This window comes from Stenotrophomonas sp. TWI587 (assembly GCF_039674145.1).
Classification (GTDB): Bacteria; Pseudomonadota; Gammaproteobacteria; order Xanthomonadales; family Xanthomonadaceae; genus Stenotrophomonas; species Stenotrophomonas maltophilia_AY.
Genome location: NZ_JBDJMW010000001.1, coordinates 521,560 through 536,931, shown reverse-complemented (window position 1 = coordinate 536,931; position 15,372 = coordinate 521,560). Strand labels below are relative to the sequence as shown.

Annotated in this window: 11 protein-coding genes; all 11 read left to right on the top strand. The window is 66.2% G+C overall.

Translation table 11 applies throughout. The annotated features are described in order from the left end of the window. Nucleotides 1-76: 76 nt before the first annotated feature. The 11 genes from ABE464_RS02465 (at nt 77) to ABE464_RS02415 (ending at nt 15,340) form a co-directional block, all read left to right on the top strand. Nucleotides 77-385 carry an STAS domain-containing protein gene (locus tag ABE464_RS02465; RefSeq protein WP_123729183.1) on the top strand — a complete coding sequence of 103 codons (309 nt, stop codon included), beginning with the start codon at nt 77-79 and terminating at the stop codon, nt 383-385. Then, a complete protein-coding gene (locus ABE464_RS02460) occupies nt 382-747 on the top strand; it encodes a response regulator (protein ID WP_259260940.1) in 366 nt (121 codons plus the stop codon). The genes ABE464_RS02465 and ABE464_RS02460 overlap by 4 nt, the downstream gene beginning before the upstream one ends. A gap of 45 nt (nt 748-792) precedes the next feature. Continuing rightward, nucleotides 793-2,763: a chemotaxis protein CheA gene (locus ABE464_RS02455; RefSeq protein ID WP_346470583.1), complete on the top strand. Its 1,971-nt coding sequence runs from the start codon at nt 793-795 to the stop codon at nt 2,761-2,763. Between the two features lie 367 nt (nt 2,764-3,130). Continuing rightward, nucleotides 3,131-5,389: a methyl-accepting chemotaxis protein gene (locus ABE464_RS02450; RefSeq protein ID WP_346470582.1), complete on the top strand. Its 2,259-nt coding sequence runs from the start codon at nt 3,131-3,133 to the stop codon at nt 5,387-5,389. Nucleotides 5,390-5,614: 225 nt separating this feature from the next. Next, nucleotides 5,615-6,091: a hypothetical protein gene (locus tag ABE464_RS02445; protein ID WP_346470581.1), complete on the top strand. Its 477-nt coding sequence runs from the start codon at nt 5,615-5,617 to the stop codon at nt 6,089-6,091. 5 nt (nt 6,092-6,096) lie between these two features. After that, entirely contained in the window at nt 6,097-8,280 is a 2,184-nt protein-coding gene (locus tag ABE464_RS02440; RefSeq protein WP_346470580.1) for a methyl-accepting chemotaxis protein, read from the top strand. A gap of 140 nt (nt 8,281-8,420) precedes the next feature. Beyond that, nucleotides 8,421-9,200, top strand: a complete 780-nt coding sequence (locus ABE464_RS02435; protein ID WP_346470579.1) for a flagellar regulator YcgR PilZN domain-containing protein — start codon at nt 8,421-8,423, stop codon at nt 9,198-9,200. Nucleotides 9,201-9,334: 134 nt separating this feature from the next. Next, nucleotides 9,335-9,829, top strand: coding sequence for a chemotaxis protein CheW (locus ABE464_RS02430; protein WP_123729178.1), 495 nt, complete (start codon nt 9,335-9,337; stop codon nt 9,827-9,829). A gap of 172 nt (nt 9,830-10,001) precedes the next feature. Beyond that, nucleotides 10,002-10,385, top strand: coding sequence for a hypothetical protein (locus ABE464_RS02425; RefSeq protein WP_346470578.1), 384 nt, complete (start codon nt 10,002-10,004; stop codon nt 10,383-10,385). Between the two features lie 95 nt (nt 10,386-10,480). Beyond that, complete coding sequence (locus tag ABE464_RS02420; protein WP_346470577.1) at nt 10,481-12,844, top strand: methyl-accepting chemotaxis protein; 2,364 nt, start codon at nt 10,481-10,483, stop codon at nt 12,842-12,844. A 222-nt stretch (nt 12,845-13,066) separates the two neighbouring features. Then, nucleotides 13,067-15,340 (top strand): methyl-accepting chemotaxis protein, encoded by a 2,274-nt coding sequence (locus tag ABE464_RS02415; RefSeq protein ID WP_346470576.1) that lies wholly within the window; start codon nt 13,067-13,069, stop codon nt 15,338-15,340. The last annotated feature ends 32 nt before the right edge of the window (nt 15,341-15,372 follow it).

The following is a 15,372-nucleotide window of genomic DNA, read 5'->3' as shown; positions in this document are numbered from 1 at the left end:
CGGGAACCGGCAGCTCCCCTAAAGCTTTGTTGGTTTAGGCCGTTATAGACCTCGGAACCGTTTGTCCGGAGCAAAGATGAGCACTGTCGCACTGGGTGATGATCTCGGTATCGAGACCAGCACCGAGCTCAAAACACGTTTGGCCCCCCTGGTGGACCAGGAAGGCGATCTGACGCTGGATGCCAGCCAGGTTGGCCGTATCCATACCGCCTCGGTGCAGGTGCTGTGCGCATTCGTCGAGGCCCGCCGCAAGGCCGGGCATCCCACCGGATTCCACGGTTGCACCGCAACCTTCCGTGATGCCGCGCGTCTGCTCGGCGTCACCCAGGCCCTAGGCCTGGAAGCACCCCATGACAACCTGAAATCTGTGGAGAACGCTGCATGAGCGCACGTATCTTGGTGGTGGACGATTCGGCGTCGATGCGCCAGATGGTCTCTTTCGCCCTCACCTCGGCCGGCTATTCCGTCGAGGAAGCCGAAGACGGCGCGGTCGCCCTCGGGCGTGCCAAGGGCCAACGCTTCAATGCGGTGGTCACCGACGTCAACATGCCGAACATGGACGGCATCTCGCTGATCCGTGAGCTGCGCCAGCTGGCCGAATACAAGTTCACGCCGATGCTGATGCTGACCACCGAATCGGCCGCGGACAAGAAGTCCGAAGGCAAGGCTGCCGGTGCAACGGGTTGGCTGGTGAAGCCGTTCAACCCGGAACAGCTGGTGGCCACCGTCCAGAAAGTCCTGGGCTGATCCCGTTTTACCCTCCCCTCCCCTCGCAACCGGACACCCCGCACCATGAGCATGGATCTGCAACGTTTCCACGCCACTTTCTTCGAAGAGAGCCGCGAGGGGCTGGACGCGATGGAAGCTGGCCTGCTGGCGCTTGAATCGGGCCAGCAGGACCCGGAAATCATCAACTCGGTGTTCCGCGCCGCGCACTCGATCAAGGGCGGCGCCGGCACCTTCGGCTTCGACGCGATCGCGTCGCTGACGCATGTGCTGGAGACGCTGCTGGATGAGCTGCGCGCTGGAAAGCGCGCTCTGGAGCCGGTCGCGGTTGATGCGATGCTCGCCTCCGTGGACGTGCTGCGCGCCCTGCTGCGTGAAGCCGAACACGGCCAGCCGGCCGACCCGCAGTCCGTTGCCGATATCAAGGCACGTCTGGAAGCGGTGCTGACCGGCCAGGCCGCCACCGCCGCACCGGTGGCCGCGGCCAAGGTCGATGACACACCCGAGGCGTGGCAGATCGGTTTCGTGCCGGCGCCGTCGCTGTTCATGAGCGGCAACGACCCGCTGCGCATCATCCGCGAGCTCGAACACCTGGGCTCGCTGCAGGTCGCCGCCCGCATGGAGCGCCTGCCCGGCTTCGATCAGCTCGACCCGCTCGAGGCCCACCTCGCGTGGGACCTGGGCCTGGTCGGCAAGGTCCCGCGCAGCAAGATCGAAGATACCTTTGCCTGGGTCGTGGACGATTGCGAACTGGACATCCGTCCGGCCGCACCGCCGAGCCTGGCCACCAGCGCACCGGTCGAGGCCAAGCCTGCTGCACCCGCAGCACAGGCCGCCGCAGCCGCTGCGCCTGCCGCGGCCCACGAAGCGGAAACCTCGATCCGCGTCAGCGTGGACAAGGTCGATGCACTGATCAACCTGGTCGGCGAACTGGTCATCACCCAGGCCATGCTCAAGCAGGTCTCGCATGCACTGGATCCGGCGCAGGCCGAGCAGTTGCTGACCGGCCTGGACCTGCTGGAGCGCAACACGCGCGATCTGCAGGAAGCAGTCATCGGCGTGCGCATGCTGCCAGTGGATGCGGTGTTCCGCCGCTTCCCGCGCCTGGTCCGCGATCTGTCCTCGCGCCTGGGCAAGCACGTGCGTCTGCGCACCATCGGCGAAGGCACCGAGCTGGACAAGGGCCTGATCGAAAAGATCGCCGATCCACTGGTGCACCTGGTCCGCAACTCGATCGATCACGGCCTGGAAATGCCGGACGTGCGTCGTGAGGCGGGCAAGGACGAAACCGGCACGATCACGCTGGCGGCCTCGCACCAGGGCGGTCACATCGTCATCGAAGTCAGCGACGACGGCCGCGGTCTGAACCGCGACAAGATCCTGTCCAAGGCGCTTGAGCGTGGCCTGAGCGTGCCGGACAACCCCACCGATTCGCAGGTGTGGGACCTGATCTTCCAGCCGGGCTTCTCCACCGCCGATGCCGTCACGGATCTGTCGGGGCGTGGCGTGGGGATGGACGTGGTCCGCCGCAACATCCAGGCCCTGGGTGGTGAAGTCCAGCTGGAAAGCCAGGCCGGCAACGGCACCCGCGTGCTGATCCGCCTGCCGCTGACCCTGGCCATCCTCGACGGGATGACCGTCTCGGTCGCCGGTGAAACCCTGATCCTGCCCCTGGCCTATGTGCTGGAAGCCCTGCAGCCCAAGGGCGACGACATCCGCACCATGGCCGGCGAAGGCCGCGTGCTGCGGGTCCGTGGCGAGTATCTGCCGATCCTGTCGCTCAGCGATTACTACGGCTACGGCGGTCATTCCCAGGAAGAACCCCTGGTGGTGGTCGTCGAAGGCGATGGCCAGAAGATCGCGCTGGAAGTGGACGAACTGGTCGGCCAGCAGCAGGTGGTGGTCAAGAACATCGAGAACAACTACCGCCGGATCAGCGGGGTCTCGGGCGCCACCATCCTCGGCGACGGCCGCGTCGCACTGATCGTCGACATCGGCGGGCTGGTGCGCTCGCTCAAGGTGCCACAGGCGGCCTGACCGCCCTGCCATACGCTGCCTCCTGACGCCGCCGCTCCCCCGGAGTGGCGGCGTTTTTGCGCGCCTGCGCGATCCGGCACGGCTCCCGGCGCAATGGTGAACTTCGTCGGTACCCGGCGTGCCAGCGAACGCTCGCAACCTCCTCGGACAGCACGTACTTGGGCGAAACACCCCGTTTTTGATCGAGTTCACAGAAAAAATGTGAACTCAATGTGATGAGCGCTATCAAGTTGTTCCGCTGCAACGCCGTTATCGGCAATAGCGACACCGATAGATGTCGCGCAGCGGTCGCCTCACCTTTCCCCACCACGCCATCTCGCCCAGTTCCCCACGGCTGCGCGCCTACGCCCTGCCCGGAGTTCCCATCATGAAGTGGTTCCACGATCTTCCCATCGCCCGAAAGCTCACCGTGGGGTTCGCCCTCACCACGCTGATGACCTTGGCGCTGGGCATCTTTGCCCTGGTGCGCCTGGGCGAAGCCAATGAACAGCTGCGTGCGATGAGCACCAACGACATTCCGTCGGTGCAGCACCTGGGCGAAATCCGCGCCCAGCTCGGCGAGTTCCGCACCTATGAAATGGCGCAGCTGACCGTGCTGGACAAGCCGGAGTCGGTTGCCGACTACGACAAGCGCATGGAAGCGACCGGCAAGGTGGTCCATGACGAGATGGCGGCCTACGCTGCCCTGCCGGCCGAGCCCAAGGAACGCGAACTGTACGAAGTGGTGGCCGCGCGCAATGCGGACTACTTCAAGGCGAATGCGGCCATCAAGCAGGCCATCGCCGCCGGCGACCACGTCGGTGCGCAGCAGATCTCCGATGAGCAGTCCCGCCCCGGCCGCCGCGCACTGTTCGCTGCCATGAAGGAACTGGGTGAGTACAGCAACGGCGTCATCGCACGCCGCGTGGAAAGTGCCAACGTCATCCACCAGAACAGTGTCTACGCGATCATCGCCTGCATGGTGCTGCTGGCACTGCTGGCTGCCGCCATGGGCGTGGTCATCGCGCGCGCCATCACCCGCCCGCTGGCCCAGGCCGTGCACGCGATCCAATCGGTGTCGCGTGGCGATCTGTCGGTCAACATCCAGGCGACCAGCCAGGACGAAGCCGGCAAGATGCTGGCCGCGACCCGCGACATGACCGTGATGCTGCGCCGCTTCTCCGCTGAAACCCAGCGCATGGCCGAGATGCATGCCGGCCCCGACATCAGCCACCGCATCCCGCAGGACTTCCCGGGCGTGTACGGCGAACTGGCGAAGGGCATCAATACGATGATCTTCGAACACCTGGACGCGATCACCGATTCGGTGGCGATCCTCAACCAGTACGCCACCGGCGATCTGTCGCAGAACGCCCGTCGCCTGCCCGGCACCCGCGCGATCCTGCATGAATCGATGGATGCCGCCAAGGCCAGCCTGCTGGCGATCAACACCCAGATCCAATCCCTGGCCCAGGCCGCTGCGGCGGGCGACTTCACCCAGCGTGGCGACGCGATGCGCTTCGAGCACGACTTCCGGGTCATGATCGAAAACCTCAACACGATGATGGAAGTGGCCGACGGCAATCTGTCCCAGCTTTCGCACCTGCTGCAGTCGATCGCCAACGGTGACCTGACCGCCCGCATGCACGGCGAGTTCCACGGCGTGTTCGCCAGCATGCGTGACGATGCCAACACCACCGTCGCCCAGCTGACCCAGATCGTCGGCCGCATTCAGCAGGCCTCATCCAGCATCAGCACCGCCGCCGGCGAGATCGCCTCGGGCAACAACGACCTGTCGCGCCGCACCGAGCAACAGGCCGCCAATCTGGAAGAAACCGCCGCTTCGATGGAGGAACTGACCTCCACCGTGCGCCAGAACGCCGAGCATGCCCGTCAGGCCAACCAGCTGGCCATCGGTGCGCATTCGGTCGCCTCGCAGGGCGGTGATGTGGTCGGTCGCGTGGTCAGCACCATGCACGAGATCGATGCCTCCTCGCGCCGTATCGCCGACATCATCACCGTGATCGACGGCATCGCCTTCCAGACCAACATCCTGGCGTTGAACGCTGCGGTCGAAGCCGCCCGTGCCGGTGAACAGGGCCGTGGCTTCGCCGTCGTCGCGTCCGAAGTGCGCACCCTCGCCCAGCGTTCGGCCGGTGCCGCCAAGGAGATCAAGGGCCTGATCGATGAGTCCGTCGGCAAGGTCGCCGAAGGCTCGCAGCTGGTCAACCAGGCCGGTGCCACCATGGGCGAGATCGTCGCCTCGGTGCAGCGAGTGACCGACATCATGGCCGAGATCTCCGCCGCCTCGCAGGAGCAGTCCGCCGGTATCGAGCAGGTCAACCAGACCGTGGTGCAGATGGACGAAACCACCCAGCAGAACGCCGCGCTGGTGGAAGAAGCCACGGCCGCCGCCCGTGCGATGGAAGAGCAGGCAGGCGATCTCACCGACGCGGTCGCGCTGTTCAAGCTCGATAGCCGCGCGGGCGTGACACCGGTGCCAGCCGCGCGTGCAACGGTTGCGCGTGCTGCCGCCGCCCCAGCAGCGCGTGCCGCCACCCCGGCCAAGCCGAGCAGCGCCACCGCGCGTCGGCCCATGACCCGTGAACCGGCGATGGTCAACGACAGCGAGTGGCAGGAATTCTGATCCTGGCCTGCGGTCGCCATCCGTGACGACGACACCCCGCTCCGGCGGGGTGTCGTCGTTTTCACCGTTGCGCATCGCGGTCGCGATGTGCGCGTCCATCGGCCAGAGGGTTGCCTGCCGTCATCTTGCTTACCGGATTCAGCACAATGATGTATGCCTGCCATCAAGTAAGCGGCGGTGTGCGCCGCTAACGGGACTATCGAGTTGCGCAGGGACGCCAGCAGGATGACCACCGCGATGACACCGGTATGTCAGCAGCCGCAGATCACGACGCGCCGTGCCGTGGCAGGTCTGGTTCTGCTGTCACTCTGGCTGGGCTGGGTCCTGCCTGCGCTGTTGCGCACACTGCCCGCCGCGCCACCGGCCATGACCGCCGAGCAGATCCTGGCCCGGCTGGGCGGATCGCTGCCGGCAGTTGGCGCGCCCATTCTCCTGCTCGCCGACGGCCAGTGCACCTGCGCCGCGATGACCGCTCCGCGGCCGGCGTTGCACACCCTCGACCGACGCGACGCTGCCGCACCACTGCCCTATGCCTGGGTGGTACTCGACGCCTCCCGCCGACTCGTCTACGCCGGCCCGGCGCAGCTTGACCCTGGCTGTGGCGGCCTCGCGCGTTCGGCTGCACCTCTGATCCAGCAGCTGCTTGCGCATCCGCAGGCGCCGCTCATCGTTCCATCCCATTGTTCATGCCCACAGGAGTGACCCGCATGTCCGCCCACGCAACGCCCCTCCCCTCGCTGGTGGGTCACGAGAAGGTGCCGTACCTGCAGGTCATCGCCGCCGAGGCAGACCGCCTGTTCCTGATGGTCACGGCGCTGCTGTCGGTCGCCTCATTGGTGCTGGCCGCGCGCAGCGGCCAATGGACGCCCTTGCTGGCCATCACCCTGCCCAGCCTCGTACTGGTCGCCCTGCAGACCCGCTGGCTGCCCGGCACCCGCCTGTCGCGCTGCACGGTCGCGCTGGCATGGATGGTGTTGGCCGCCACCTTGATCCACCAGACCCACGGCATGCTGGAAACGCACTTCACGGTGATCGTGCTGATCGCCCTGCTGCTGTATTACCGCGACTGGCTCCCGATCGTGGTCGCGGCCGGGACCATCGCCGTGCACCACCTGCTGTTCTTCTACCTGCAGTCACGGGGTGCCCCGACGCCGGTGTTCGCCACCGGCGGTAGGTTCGGCGTGGTGATGTTGCACGCCACCTATGTCATCGTGGAAACCGCGCTGCTCAGCGCCATGGCCGTTCAGATGCGGCGGCAGCTGCTGCTGATCGGCCACGACCCGCGCGCACTGGCCGCCATGGCGCGCGGCGTGGTCAATGACCAACCGCTGCCGGCGAACGTGCAGCCCGACCAATTCCCGGCCGACTCGCTGGCGCGCACCCTGGTGCAGACCAGCCAGCAGCTGCTGGATCGCCGCCATCGCGAACAGGCCAGCCTCGCCGACACCCTGCGCATCCGCACCGCACTGGATGACGTCACCACCCACGTCATGATCGCCGACCGTGACCGCAACATCGTGTTCGTCAACCGACCACTGCAGCACATGCTCAGCGGGGTAGAGCAGGATCTGCGCCGCGACCTGCCGCAGTTCAACGCCCGCGATCTGATTGGCCGCAACATCGATATCTTCCATCGCCACCCGGCTCACCAGGCCAAGCTGCTCGATACGCTGGAAGGCACGTATCGCGCACAGATCCGGATCGGCGGCCGCGTGATGCGCCTGATCGTCAACCCGATCATCGGCGGTGACGGCCAGCGCCAGGGCTTCGTGGTGGAATGGGCCGACCGCACCACCGAACTCCAGGTGGAAGAGGAACTGGGCCGCATCGTGCACGCGGCCGCCAACGGTGACTTTGCCGGCCGCGTCGAGACCGCCGGCAAGGAGGGGTTCTTCCTGCAGCTGGCCGAGCACCTCAATGGCCTGCTGGATGCCAACGCAAGCAGCATCGAGCAGATCTCGCAGCTGCTCTCCGCGCTGTCGCGGGGCGATCTCACCACACGCATGGAAGGCGACTTCCACGGTGTGTTCGCGCGCATCCAGGACGACGCCAATGCCACGATCGATCAGCTGACCGGCATCGTGTCCAGCATCCAGTCCGCGTCCAGCAGCCTCAGCGCGGCGGCGAGCGGCATGTCCGAGGGCAACGGGCGCCTCTCCAGCCGGACCGAGCAGCAGGCGGCCAGTCTGGAAGAGACCGCCGCCACCATGGAAGAGCTCACCGCCACCGTGCGCCAGAATGCCGAGCATGCCCGCCAGGCCAACCGACTGGCCAGTGGTGCATCGGAGGTGGCCTCGCAGGGCGGCGAGGTGGTTGGCGAAGTCATCCGCACCATGAGCGGCATCCAGGCCTCTTCCCGCCGCATCGCCGACATCATCTCGGTGATCGACGGTATCGCGTTCCAGACCAACATCCTGGCCCTCAACGCCGCGGTGGAAGCGGCACGCGCCGGTGAGCAGGGCCGCGGCTTCGCCGTCGTCGCCACCGAAGTGCGCACCCTGGCCCAGCGCTCGGCCGACGCCGCCAAGGAGATCAAGACGCTGATCGACGATTCGGTCGGCAAGGTCGCCCATGGCAGCCAGCTGGTTGATCGCGCCGGCGCCACCATGGGTGACATCGTCACGGCCGTGCGCCAGGTCAACGACATCATGGGCGAAATCTCCGCTGCCTCGCAGGAGCAGTCCATGGGCATCGAACAGGTCAACCAGAGCATCGCGCAGATGGACGTCAACACCCGCCAGAACGCTGCGCTGGTGGAAGAGTCGATGACGGCCACGCATGGCATGGAGCATCAGGCCGGCCTGCTCGCCGAAGGGGTGGCGCGCTTCCACCTGGACGACGGCCAGACCTCGGTGCTGCAACGGATCCGCCAGATCGCCAGCGCCAACTGAGGGGGCCACGACGCGCCGGCCACGCGCCGGTGCGCCGGTCACCCGGACATTTGCCCCTACATAATTGTGATCGGCTGCCGATAAACGGACTGAGCCCTGGCATCCGCGGATGTCGTCACCCGCCCAACTCAGCAGATTCCATGTCCGAAGGCAGCCTCGACGCACACGACCCCTCCCATGCCGCGCACGACGACGGCACGGACGACCGGTATCTGGTCCGCAACCCTCGCCAGATCCGGCAGTTGCTGCAGGCGCTGATCGATCAGCGTTCGTTGATCAACGCCCACCTGGGCGGGCGCGACCAGTCCTTCCCGACGGCCGTCCTGGAACTGGACGAAGACGACGACTGGCTGCTGCTCGACGGCAGCCCGTCCGAGCCCTCCAACCGCGCGGCGGAAGAAGCTGGCCACCTGCTCTGCTTCGCCCAGCTGGACCGGGTGATGGTCCGCTTCCGGCTCGACGGCCTGGAGCGTACGCAGAACGACGGCCACGTGGCCTTCCGCGTGCCGTTCCCGGACGAGCTGGTGCACCTGCAGCGCCGCGAGCTGTACCGGCTCGAGACCCCGATCACCGATTCTCCGCACCTGAAGTTCCCGATCAACGAAGACCGCAGCGAAGCGCTCCACCTGCGGGTGGTGGACATCAGCGGCGGCGGCCTGGCCGTGACGGTGCCGGTGGACTGCAATGTCTTCTCCCTGCAGAAGCGCTATGCCGCCCAGCTGGACCTGCCTGACAGCAGCCCGCTGCACATCTCCCTGATCGTGTGCAATCAACTGGCCGTCAAGCTGCCCAATGGCGTGGAGATGAAGCGCATCGGCATGCGTTTCGATGACCTCCCGCGCGGCGGCGACAGCGCGATCCAGCGCTACATCTTCCGCATCGACCGGCAGCGCAGTGCCCGGAAAAACGGGGAGATTTGACGGCCGCTGCAACCGCGCGGCGCCGTTGAAGCGTGATCCAGGCGCCCCCGCCCCCCTAAAGTCGCCCCCAACGAGGCCGATATCCAGCGTGAAGCCGGTTTTTTCGACCGCCACGCCCGACCCAGGACCCCTCGATGAACGACAAGAACACCACCGCTGCCAGCGACGGCGGCGAATACCTCAGCTTCACCCTCGGCGCCGAGCACTACGGCGTGGACATCCTCAAAGTCCAGGAAATCCGCGGCTACGACTCCGTCACCCGCGTCCCCGATGCGCCCGACTACATCAAGGGCGTCATCAACCTGCGCGGCACCATCGTCCCCGTCATCGACCTGCGGCTGAAGCTGCGCCTGGAAAACGCGACCTATGACGCCTTCACCGTCATGATCGTGCTCAACGTCGAAGACCGCGTCGTCGGCATCGTGGTGGACAGCGTCTCCGACGTCATCCCGCTGGCGGCCGACCAGATCCGCCCGACCCCCGAGTTCGGCGCCGCCGTCGATACCCGCTTCATCTCGGGCATCGGCACCCAGGACGACCGCATGCTCATCCTGCTGGACATCGAAACCCTGCTCGACAGTGCCGATATGGGGCAGACCCATCTGGTCGTTGACGACGTCGCCGCCTGAGACGCCCGTCACAGAATTTGATCTTCCTGCCCGCGTTTGCAACCGCAATGCGGGTCACGGAAAAAAAGTGCTTCAGTTCCACAATAGCCGGCCGATAGCTGGATTCAGGACCCGGCTGCACTGGATCGCCCACGGCCGGGCCAACTTGCCCATATCCCCGGAGAATTTCCCGATGAAGTCCCTGCTTGCCCTGTTCTCGGTCGCCGTGCTCGCCACCTCCGCGTCCTCTGCGTTCGCCCAGTCCAACGAGATGATCCCGCCGGAAATGGCGCCGCGTTCGGTCGGCAAGGACGGCATGGTCTGTGGCAAGGTCGAAAAGGCCCGCTACGCCGAAGGCTCCGAAGGCCAGCCGACCTTCCTGTACATGGGCGGTGCGTTCCCGCGCCACACCTTCTCGGCCCGCATCGCCGGCGCCAACCGCGACAAGTTCAGCTTCCCGCTGGAATCGCTGGAAGGCAAGACCGTCTGCGTGATCGGCAAGATCGCCCGCGATGCCTCGCGCGCTGAAATCGAAGTCAGCTCGCCGTCCAGCCTGAAGCTGGCCAACATCAAGTAATCCCCGTACGCCCTGCCACGCCGGCATCGGCCGGCGTGGTCGCTGCAACCGGCCACCTCGGCCGGACGCGTTTGCCACTGGAGACCGCACCTGCCATGCCGTGGATCAACAACCTCAAACTGATGCCCAAGTTGATGCTGACTTTCGGCGTCCTCCTGCTGGTGATGCTGCTGCAGGGCATCGTGGCCTACCGTGGCCTCAACTCACTCAACAACGTCACCACCGAGCTGGCTGGACACCGGATGGACAGCATCCGCATGGCCGGTGAAATGCGCGGCATGGTCGGCGAATACCGCAACTCCGCCTACCAGGGCCTCATCCGCGCCAGCGATGACGTCAAGACCGAAGCCAAGACCCGCGCGGCGGACCTGCGCACCCAGATCGACGCGTCGATCAAAAAATACCCCGAGCTGATTGACAATCCCCAGCAGAAGAAGCTGTTTGACACGTTCGCCAAGGATTGGGCCGATTCGCTGGCGTCCTATGACGCCGTCACCGAAATGCTCGAGCTGGACCTGCCCGACGATGCCGTGGACACCTTTGTCGGTGAAACCCGCGCCAAGCACCGCAAGGCATCCTCCGCGCTTGAAGCCCTGATCGCCGAAGACAACCGCCTCTCCCGCGCCTCGCGCGAAGAAGCTGAATCCACCTATGCCGCCTCGGCCACGCTGACCGTCATCACCCTGCTCGGCGGCGCCGCCCTGGGCCTGGTGCTGGTGTACCTGTTCGCGCGTTCGCTGGTGGGCAGCATGCGTGGCGCCGTCTCCGTCGCCAACGATGTCGCCAGCGGCAAGCTGGACGGTCACATCGATGTCAGCCGCAAGGACGAAGTCGGTGACCTGCTGCAGGCCATGCAGCGCATGCAGCGCGATCTTCGCGAGCGCACCGAGACCGACCAGGCCATCGCCCGTGAGAACCTGCGCATCCGTACCGCGCTGGACTACAGCTCCACCGGCGTGTGCCTGACCGATACCGATCTGAAGATCGTCTACACCAACCGTGCCCTGCAGCAGACGCTCACCCAGCACGCCGAGGAGCTTCAGAAGGATCTGCCGGAGCTCGACACGTCCGCCGCCTTGGTCGGCAAGTCCGTGATGATCCTGGAGAAGCACCACCGGATCGACGATCGTTTCATGAGCCAGCTGAGCCAGCACGGCGTCGCCCATCGCCAGCTGCAGTTCGGCGAGGCACAGTTCGCGCAGTCGGTCACCACCATCCTCAACGAACAAGGCGAAACCGTCGGCCACGTCGCCGAATGGCGTGACCGCACCCCGGAAGCGCTGGTCGAAGCCGAAGTGGCCCGCGTGATCGCGCAGGCTGCCGCCGGCGACCTCTCCGGCCGCATCGACAGCGAGGGCAAGGACGGCTTCTTCCTGCAGCTGGCCCAGCAGATCAACGGTCTGCTGGATGCCAACTCGGCCAGCATCGAACAGGTCTCCAATCTGCTGACCGCCCTGTCCCAGGGCGACCTGAGCGTGCGCATGCACGGCGACTTCCAGGGCGTGTTCGCCCGGATGCGCGACGACGCCAACGCCACTGCCGAACAGCTCAGCAGCATCGTCACCCGTATCAAGGACTCCAGCCAGGCCATCAGCTCGGCCGCCAGCGAAATCGCCACCGGCAACAGTGACCTGTCGCGCCGCACCGAGCAGCAGGCCGCCAACCTGGAAGAAACCGCCGCCTCGATGGAGGAACTGACCTCCACTGTGCGCCAGAACGCCGAGCATGCCCGCCAGGCCAACCAGCTCGCGATCGGCGCGCATAGCGTTGCCTCGCAGGGCGGTGATGTGGTCGGCCAGGTCGTCACCACGATGAGCGCGATCCAGACCTCGTCCAAGAAAATCGCCGAGATCATCTCGGTGATCGACGGCATCGCCTTCCAGACCAACATCCTGGCGTTGAACGCCGCCGTGGAAGCGGCGCGTGCCGGCGAGCAGGGTCGCGGTTTCGCGGTCGTCGCCTCGGAAGTGCGGACCCTGGCCCAGCGTTCGGCCGGCGCCGCCAAGGAGATCAAGGGCCTGATCGACGACTCCGTCGGCAAGGTCAATGACGGCTCGGCGCTGGTCCACAAGGCCGGTGCCACCATGGGCGAGATCGTCGCCTCGGTGCAGCGCGTGACCGACATCATGGCCGAGATCTCCGCGGCCTCGCAGGAACAGTCGGCCGGCATCGAACAGGTCAACCAGACCGTCGTGCAGATGGACGAAACCACCCAGCAGAACGCTGCGCTGGTGGAAGAAGCCACGGCGGCCGCCCGCGCCATGGAAGAACAGGCCGGCCACCTCACCGACGCGGTGTCCATCTTCAAGCTGGACGAGCACGCACAGGCTTCGGCACCAGCACGCGCCGTGCGCGCACCGGTGGTCGCCGCAGCGCCCGCCGCTGCACCGGCGGCACGTCGCCCGGCGGCGCGCCCGGTCGCCACCGAGCTGGCCGACGGCGACTGGCAGGAATTCTGATTTCCTGACGGCTCGCGTTGTCACACAAAGGCCCCGGTGCTTCGGCATCGGGACCTTTTTCGTGCAGAACCGGTGACCTGAATGGCCTACGGCTAAATACTCGCCGGAATCGGCCGATAACAGCATTGCCAGACACTTCGTCGCGGCCGGCCAGGTGGGTGAACGTCACCGCGATTTCCCTGGCATCGCCACGTGCTTCCCTGCCGATCAGATGCCCTGCCCATGACTCTATTCCACCGCTGGAACCAGTACTTCGCCAACCTCTCCGTCCGGCGCAAGCTGAACATGCTGACGCTGCTCATCGCCCTCGGCGTGATTGCGCTGTCGGTGGTCGCTGCACGCATGCAGTACCTGGACCTGACCAACACCCGCAAGGACAGCCTCAAGGTCCAGGTCGAGCTGACCTACGGCATCCTGGACCACTATCACGGCCTGGCCCAAAGCGGCGAGCTGAGCGAGGAGGAGGCCAAGCAGAGCGCGCTGGAAGCCTTGGGGCGCATGCGTGCGGACAACGACGCGTTCTACTACAGCGTTTACGACGGCCAGTACCGCGTGATCATGCATCCGTTCCGCAAGGACCTGATCGGCAAGGACATGAAGGACTTCCGTTCTGAAGATGGTGTCCGCCTGTTCTACGACCTGGTCGGCATGGCCCGCATTGGTGGTGGCGTGGTCACCTACAAGTGGGAAAAGGCCGGCGAGAAGGGCCTGTTCGTGAAGTCCGCCTATGCGGGCATGTACCAGCCGTGGCAGTGGGTGATCAGCAGCGGCGTCTATATGGATGACGTGCAGGACCAGGCGCTAGCGTTCACCGGGATCATGACCGCCACCGGCGGTGGCGTGGTGCTGATCGTGCTCGCCCTGAGCTGGCTGATCGGCAACCGCATCACCCTGCCCCTGCGCCAGGCGACCAACGTGGCCGAGAGCATCGCCCGCGGCAAGCTGGACAGTCGCATCGGCGAGCAGGCCCATGACGAGCCTGGCCGCCTGCTGGAAAGCATGGCCCGCATGCAGGAACAGCTGCACGCGGTGATCAGCGGACAGCGCGAGATGGCGACCCATCACGACGCCGGCAACACCAGCTACCGCATGGATGAGGGCGCCTTCCCGGGCGAGTACGGCCTGATGGTGCATGAGACCAACACCCTGGTCGGCGCGCACGTGCAGACCATGAGCGAGGTGCTGTCCGTCGTGCAGCGTTACGCCCAGGGTGACCTGAGCGCGGATCTCACCCGCTACCCCGGCGAGAAGGCGCAGATCACCGCTACCGTCGATGCGGTCAAGCAGAACCTGGGCAACATCAACGGCGAGATCCAGCGCCTGGCATCGGCCGCCGCGTCTGGCGACTTCAGCCAGCGCGGCGACACCGCCCGCTTCAATCACGATTTCCGCCTGATGATCGCCAACCTCAACGCGATGATGGAGGTCAGCGACGAGAACCTGGGCAAACTCTCCCAGCTGCTGTCGGCCATCGCCGAAGGCGACCTGACCGCTCGCATGGACGGCGATTTCAAGGGCGTGTTCGCCACCATGCGCGACGACGCCAATGCCACCGTCGCGCAGCTGACCCAGATCGTCGGCCAGATCCAGACCGCCGCAGGCAGCATCAACCTGTCCGCGGGCGAAATCGCCACCGGCAACAGTGACCTGTCGCGCCGCACCGAGCAGCAGGCCGCCAACCTGGAAGAAACCGCCGCCTCGATGGAGGAACTGACCTCCACCGTGCGCCAGAACGCCGAGCATGCCCGCCAGGCCAACCAGCTGGCCATCGGCGCACATACCGTCGCCTCCCAGGGCGGCAGCGTGGTGGGTGAAGTGGTCACCACCATGGCCGCGATCCAGACCTCGTCGAAGAAGATCGCCGAGATCATCTCCGTCATCGACGGCATCGCCTTCCAGACCAACATCCTGGCACTGAACGCTGCGGTGGAAGCCGCCCGCGCCGGTGAACAGGGCCGTGGCTTTGCGGTCGTCGCTTCCGAAGTGCGCACCCTGGCCCAGCGTTCGGCCGGTGCGGCCAAGGAGATCAAGGGGCTGATCGATGATTCGGTCGGCAAGGTCGCCGAAGGCTCGCAGCTGGTCAATCAGGCCGGTGCCACCATGGGCGAGATTGTCGCCTCGGTGCAGCGCGTGACCGACATCATGGCCGAGATCTCGGCGGCCTCGCAGGAGCAGTCCGCCGGCATCGACCAGGTCAACCAGACCGTGGTGCAGATGGATGAAACCACCCAGCAGAACGCCGCCCTGGTGGAAGAAGCTACCGCTGCCGCCCGCTCGATGGAGGAGCAGGCCACGCAGCTCGCCGATGCCGTCGCCATCTTCCGCCTGGACAACCAGGTCGCCGCCGCCGTCAGCGCCGTCACGGCGCGCGCCGGCGCCGAGCTGCCGCCGGTGCGCAGTGCCCCTCGCCCGGCGCCCGCCGCGCCGCGCCAGGTCGCCGCGGCCAAGCCCCTGCGCGCCCTGCCGGCCGATGACGGCAACTGGCAAGAGTTCTGAGTTCCTGCGGCGGTCGCACGACCGCCGCACCC